Raw genomic sequence first — 7016 nt, 5'->3', positions numbered from 1 at the left:
CAACAACTCCGCCATTCTGCTTCGTTCGTTTCCGTCTATCTCGTCGGTATGGGTGCATTCTAGAGGATTTCAGAATCATTGCAACCCCCAATTCACTATATTTTTCACATATGTCTTTTTTTTCTACAAAAATTGCTAAAAAATCGCTTTTTTATCTAATTTTTAAGCGTTTTTATGCAATAAACCCACTAAACACGTCATTTTATTTTTATAACTGAAAATTCATTTAGACCTAAAAGCTATCACAATAATCGTTAAAATAGTATTTTTAGCCTTTTAACATTGAAATCTTGTCTTTTATTTAAATTAGCACGTCAAAAGAAAACCAAAATTAATCTATCTCGCTCAGTAAGCCGATCTAAATCCTAGACTCCTTAATTTGTGAGTTATTTTTTACGTAAAAAGCTTTTATAAAAGCCTATTCTTGGGCTGCTATATAAAAGAGGTATTCATTTTTAGTTTTCGAATCCCAAAACCATGCTTAGACTACTTATATATAGAAGATAAAGTCTGTTATTTTGCATTAAGCGACTTTTTCCTGTTGTTGCTGTCCAAGCCAGTGTTGCATAACTTCTACAATTATGTCTTTCTTACCCTGATAATCCTCGGCAATAAAGAATAATTTCGCGCGTCGCGGTAACTGCTCTTCAATCAGGGAAAACAAAAAATAATGTGCGGCCAGATCAAGCTGCATAAATAAAGTATAGACAGATCTATAGAGTTGCTGTTTTTGTTCGACCGGCTGGTATTCAAATAAGAACCGTAAAATGCAATCGATCTGTTCATCAAAAATATCTTCTGTTAGATAGTGATACATCAAACCACCTCTGTTTTAATTTTTTATGTTTTGCTCTTTTTTCACAGTCAATTGAAATGAACTCATTCTTAGAGGTCATTCACCTAAGCCCAATTTGCTAGTTAATTTTAAGTTTAGTTGCTCAATGAGAAGAGTAAACATGCAGATTTATATCTTGATTACGCAATCAGAATAAATAAAAAAGGAAGAGATCTCTCCCAAAATCTCCTCCTTAGAATTGAATCTTTACCCGATCCATTATGTCATTATTATAGTTATTCGCTTTAAAGCTTTTAAAAAGAGCCTCTTGGAAAAGAGACTTTCTCAATTGTGGAGTACTATTATTTTTACTACCCTCTAGATGCTCTAAACGAATTCTCTAGATGAATAAATCCTATACATAATAAAGATGAAAAGCAAGTGATTTGGGAAAAATTAACTCTTGTTTTCATAGGGTTTTTTTTGACTTTACTTATTTGATTTTTAAATATAGAACATCAATAAAAAAAGCAGACCGAAGCCTGCTTTTATTTCAATAACTTATCCGCTTTTTAGTCAACAAAAGTGACTTTAGCGATTGCTTTTTTACTGGCCTGAACAATCAAAGTTACATTCTCTTTCACAGAATAGGTCGTATCTACAGTCTGCCAATCCACTTTCACTGCGCCACGGCCTAATGCATCTTTAGCTTGGGCTGCATTTTTGGTTAAGCCTGCTTCACGTAAAATCGAGGTAATAAAGATTTCACCACCAAACTCGCCACGCGAAATAGTGACTTCTGGCGTACCTTCAGGTAATTCACCTTCAGTAATGATATTGCCCGCACCTTTATGGGCATTGGCAGCCGCTTCTGCACCATGGAAACGCTCGACCAGCTCCAGCGCGAGAATCTTTTTGACTTCTTGAGGATTACGGCCTTCTGCCACTTCTTTTAACAACTGTTGAATTTCTTCAATGGTTTTGAAGCTCAGCAGATCAAAATAACGCTCAATCAATGCATCCGGCATTGAAAGCACTTTTTGGTACATCGCGCCTGGTGCATCAAATACACCAATATAGTTACCCAAAGATTTAGACATCTTGTTGACGCCATCTAAACCTTCAAGAATTGGCACTGTGATACAGACTTGTGCTTCTTGATTATAACGACCTTGTAAGGTACGCCCCATCAACAGGTTAAAGGTTTGGTCTGTACCACCCAATTCAACATCTGCTTCCAGCGCAACAGAGTCATAGCCTTGTACCAATGGGTACAAAAATTCATGAATCGCAATTGGCTGCTGGTTGTTATAACGCTTGGTGAAGTCATCACGTTCAAGCATACGCGCAACAGTTTGCTGTGATGCCAGTTGAATCAAATCAGCCGCAGTTTTTTGTGCAAACCATTCCGAGTTAAACACCACTTTGGTTTTGTTTGGATCAAGAATTTTAAATACTTGTTCTTGATATGTTTTAGCGTTCTCTAAAACCTGTTCACGTGACAATGGTGGACGTGTTGCGCTCTTACCAGTTGGATCACCGATCATCGCCGTGTAATCACCGATCAGAAACAACACTTCATGACCCAAGTCTTGGAATACTTTTAACTTATTAATGAGAACCGTGTGGCCCAAGTGCAAATCAGGTGCAGTCGGGTCAAAACCCGCTTTAATTTTTAATGGACGATTCAATTTTAATTTCTTGAGAAGGTCTTCTTCAGAAATAATTTCGTGGGTGCCTCGTTGAATGAGGGCAAGTTGTTCTTCAGCCGGCAGGAAATTTGACATCACAAAATCCAATACATCAGTTACTCAATTTGTGCGATATACTAACACTTTTTCAGCATATTGCAGGCTTAAGAATAACCATGACAGCGATCTATATTGGGGTAATGACCGGCACGAGCATGGATGGTGTCGATATTGTTGCTGCTTCTTTTGATCCACTCCAGCTTCATGCCACACTCACTTTGGCATTTGATCCTGACCTTCGGGATGAGCTGATGGCACTGACCTTGCCGGATGACAATGAAATTGACCGCATGGGCAAGGCTGATGTTGCACTGGCACAAATGATTGGTCATGGTATTAATACGTTGATTGAAAAAAATAACCTGGATAAATCCAGAATTAAGGCGATTGGCTCGCATGGCCAGACTATCCGGCATCGTCCTGAACATGGTTTTACCCTGCAAATTGGTGACCCGAACATCATTACTGAAATTACCCAGATTCCGGTGATTTCAGATTTCCGTCGTCGTGATCTGGCGGCAGGTGGTCAGGGAGCACCTTTAGTTCCGGCATTTCATCAGGATATTTTCCAGCATGACAGTATTCACCGGGTAATTTTAAATCTGGGCGGTATAGCGAATGTCAGCCTGCTGCCTGCCGGCAAGCCTGAAGAAGTTTATGGTTTTGATACTGGACCAGCCAATATCTTGATGGATGCCTGGTGTGCCCGTTATACCGGTCAGCCTTTTGATGAAAATGGTAACTGGGCAGCCTATGGCACCCCGATTCGCAGTTTACTCGATCGCTTTCAGTCACACGAATTCTTCTCCAAAGAACCTCCAAAAAGTACCGGTCGTGAAGATTTCAACCTGGAATGGCTGGATGAACAGATTGCTGACTGGCGCAATGACCTGCAATACGATGAACTGGAAGATACTCCGGAAAATGTACAGGCGACTTTATTAAAGCTCACCACCCGAGCCATTAAAAAAGCAATTTACCGCTCTGGCATGGATACCGGACAGGTTTTTGTTTGCGGGGGCGGTGCCTATAACTCACATTTACTCGAGCAACTGCGCTGGCGCCTACGCAAGCATGAATGGAGCGTACAAACTACGGCCGATCTTGGTTTAAGCCCGACTTGGGTTGAAGCCACGGCCTTTGCCTGGCTGGCCATGCGTTTTATGAATCAGCTGAATGGTAACCTGCCAGCAGTCACTGGTGCTGCTGGTTATCGTGTGCTTGGTACGATTACTGCTGTTTAAATTCAGCGAATTACTATTAGCTTGCATGACTATATAGCTACTCAAAAACAGTCATCAAAAAAGGTCTGCATAAATGCAGACCTTTTTTGATTTTAAATTTTATGCTCAAGAATTTATTGCATCATGCGTTTGGCATTTTCATTTCTAAAGGCCCGCAGAATCTGCTGACCAGCACGACCTGTTGGACTCAAGCCCAAACGCTGCTGTTCCTGACGAATCGCTTGACGGGTTTTATCTCCAATCAGACCATCCACCGCACCAATATCATAGCCACGGTTTAACAGAAATTGCTGGATCTCACGACGTTCTGCACGCGAAGTTCCCGGATCATCAGTAGGCCATGTGGCCATAAATGAACCTTTACCTTGCAGGCGATCGGATAAATGTGCAATCGCCAAGGCATAACTTTCTGCCGCGTTATAGCTATAAATGGCATCAAAATTTTTAAATACCAAAAATACTGGGCCACTCGGGCCTGCAGGTGCAAGTAATCCTGCTTGAGAGGATTGTGATAAATTTCCTTGAATTAATGCCGAACCATCGGCACGTACCACCCCTTGATTGTTCCAACTACTCAAGGATTTTTTATTTCTTCGGCCTTCACCGGAAACCGACATGCCTTGAGGGATCTTGACTTCAAAACCCCAAGGCTGTCCGCTCTGCCAGCCACGCTTGCTTAAAAAGTTGGCAGTTGATGCGAGTGCATCCGGAATGCTCGAAACTAGATCACGTCGGCCATCACCATCAAAATCAACTGCAAGTTCATCATAAGTCGATGGCATAAACTGGGTATGACCAAATGCGCCTGCCCAGGAACCCTTTAATTGTTCTTCACGCACATCGCCACGCTGTAACAGTTTCATTGTGGTAAAAAACTCACCACGAAAATAACTCTGGCGACGACCTTCACAGCTCAAAGTTCCTAAAGCCTGTAATAAAGGATATTTCCCCGAAATATCACCAAAATTACTTTCGACACCCCATACCGCAACTACCGTTTCTGCAGGTACACCATAGGTAGCAGCAACACGATTGAGCACCTCACGATGTTGCTGTAGTTTTTGCCGGCCGAGCTGAACCCGTTCTTCATCCACCAAACCAGATAGATAATCCCAAATCGGGGTAGAAAATTCAGGCTGGTAATTCAGGCGTTCAATCACTGAATAATCCGGGTTTAAGTTCTGGGTATAACGATCATAGTTACTGCCGCTTACACCTCTAGCAACAGCTTGACTGCGCAAATTAGCGAGACAGTTTTGAAAATTATTTTGGGAGGCATAATTCGGGATATTTGAACTAGAGGTCAAATCAGTCGGCGTGACACGTTGACCATTAATAATAAGTTCAGCCTGTGCCTGTGAAGCAGCCAAGACCACAGAACCAATAAAAAGTGCAAGCCGTTGCATAAGACCCTTGAGTATTTAGATTTTGAATTATGTTTCTACCTTAGCAGCTCATGATGAAAATTAAAGCGCCAATGCGTAAATTTAAATTCATAATTCCTACACTTTTAAATTCATTTTGTAATCTTTAAATTTAAACATGAGTTATCCACAAGCCTGATTTAAATTCAAATCAGCGGGATTTTTAAATTCAAATTCAAAACACTTGCAATCAGTTTTGAATTTAAAAATTACTGGGGATAACTTGTTTCAGGAAAAGCGAGTCACGATCATCAACATGCTCTAATTACACTAGTTTTCATTTTAAATTCATTTGAATAATGGGCTAATATTTTTAAATTCAGAAACTTTGAATTCATTTATCCAGTTTTAAATTTGAATTCATATTTTTAAATTTAAAAGCGCAAGTTTAAATTCAAAGCCCGATTTAAATTTGAATTTGTTTTTATGAATTTAAATTCAAAACCACTTTCCAGTTTTAAATTCAAACTTTGATTTCAGGCTTATCTACAAGTGAATATGGCAAAATTCAGCTGTAAAAAAGGTTTTATTGAATTGTTATATTTATACTCAATTGATCAGTTTGTAAGCAATTGATTTAAAAACTGATCCGACCAATGGCAGGCATTTTTAAAGAGGCGCAATCATGCCTGAAAGCAGACAAATAAAAAAGCGATCACCGAAGTGATCGCTTTTTTTATCAGCAAGTTAAAGCCTAGATGGTCATATCTTCGCTCAATGCCAATGGATTCGGTAAAATTTTCGCCAGTTGGCGGCAAAGCACAGACAATTGCGCGCTGTCATTTGGCATCAAGGTGATGTGACCAATCTTACGGCCTTCGCGCTCTGACTTGTTGTAGAGATGCAAATGCGCACCTTCCAGAGCCAGAACATCTGCAGATTTTGGATGCTGACCAATGATGTTCACCAAGACAGTTGGACGGATCACTTCAGTTGAACCTAAAGGCAAACCAGCCACCGCACGTACATGATTCTCAAATTGCGAACATACGGCGCCTTCAATCGACCAGTGCCCCGAGTTGTGCACGCGTGGTGCCATCTCGTTGGCATATAAGCCTTTGTCTGTCACAAACAGCTCAAGGGTTAGGACACCGACATAGTTCAAGTGATTCAGCAGACGAGTGATGTAATCTTGCGCCACAGGTTGCAAATCTGCGCTGTTCGGTGCAGGCACAATCGAGTGCGACAGAATGCCGTTATGATGATGATTTTCAGCCAATGGCCAGGTTTTGACATCACCATCTTGGCCGCGTACTGCAATAATTGATACTTCACGTGAGAAGGTGACAAAGCTTTCTGCAATCAGCTCACCTGCAGGGCCCAATTCTGCCCAGGCCTGATCCATCTGATCGGTCGAACGTAAAACAAATTGGCCTTTACCATCATAACCGCCACGCGAGGTTTTCAGTACGATCGGCAAGCCCAGTTCAGCTACAGCAGCCTCTAAGCTTTCCAGTGAAGTGACCGCTTTGTACGGTGCAACCGGAATAGCCAGTTCATCAAACAAGGCTTTTTCAGACAAACGATGCTGGGCAATCGCTAAAGCTTGACGTGGCGGATGCAGTTGCTTGCTTTGTGTGAGTACATCAACATCTGCAAGGGGCGTGTTTTCAAACTCCAGACTAAATACATCTGCACTGCTGATAAAGTCTTGTAGACCGTTTTCAGCCTGGCTCGAAATCACCGGGCCCAAAGCAGCAGAAGGGCAGTCTGTGCTGGCTTCAAAAAATGTACATTGAATATTTAATGGAAGTGCCGCTTGCGCCATCATACGACCCAGCTGACCGCCACCAAAAATACCGATGGTTTTATCCATAATCTG

At 41.4% G+C, this 7016-nt stretch carries 5 protein-coding genes; 1 reads left to right on the top strand and 4 read right to left on the bottom strand.

Annotation, left to right across the window (positions count from 1 at the left end):
- Positions 1-523 precede the first annotated feature (523 nt).
- Positions 524-817, bottom strand: coding sequence for a hypothetical protein (locus Q9R24_RS12725; RefSeq protein WP_005094878.1), 294 nt, complete (start codon positions 815-817; stop codon positions 524-526).
- A 530-nt stretch (positions 818-1347) separates the two neighbouring features.
- Complete coding sequence (gene tyrS / locus Q9R24_RS12720; protein WP_004647151.1) at positions 1348-2562, bottom strand: tyrosine--tRNA ligase; 1215 nt, start codon at positions 2560-2562, stop codon at positions 1348-1350.
- Between the two features lie 80 nt (positions 2563-2642).
- Here tyrS and Q9R24_RS12715 point away from each other — a divergent pair, with 80 nt between their 5' ends.
- Entirely contained in the window at positions 2643-3770 is a 1128-nt protein-coding gene (locus Q9R24_RS12715; RefSeq protein ID WP_191112718.1) for an anhydro-N-acetylmuramic acid kinase, read from the top strand.
- A 113-nt stretch (positions 3771-3883) separates the two neighbouring features.
- On the opposite strand, the gene Q9R24_RS12710 is transcribed toward Q9R24_RS12715, so the two are convergent.
- Positions 3884-5176 (bottom strand): lytic murein transglycosylase, encoded by a 1293-nt coding sequence (locus Q9R24_RS12710; protein WP_311204616.1) that lies wholly within the window; start codon positions 5174-5176, stop codon positions 3884-3886.
- Positions 5177-5888: 712 nt separating this feature from the next.
- A complete protein-coding gene (locus Q9R24_RS12705; RefSeq protein ID WP_311204617.1) occupies positions 5889-7010 on the bottom strand; it encodes a 5-(carboxyamino)imidazole ribonucleotide synthase in 1122 nt (373 codons plus the stop codon).
- Positions 7011-7016 lie beyond the last annotated feature (6 nt).

This window comes from Acinetobacter sp. RRD8, from assembly GCF_031844225.1.
Taxonomy (GTDB): domain Bacteria; phylum Pseudomonadota; class Gammaproteobacteria; order Pseudomonadales; family Moraxellaceae; genus Acinetobacter.
Note: the sequence above shows the minus strand (reverse complement) of the source record. Positions and strands in the feature narration are given on the sequence as shown.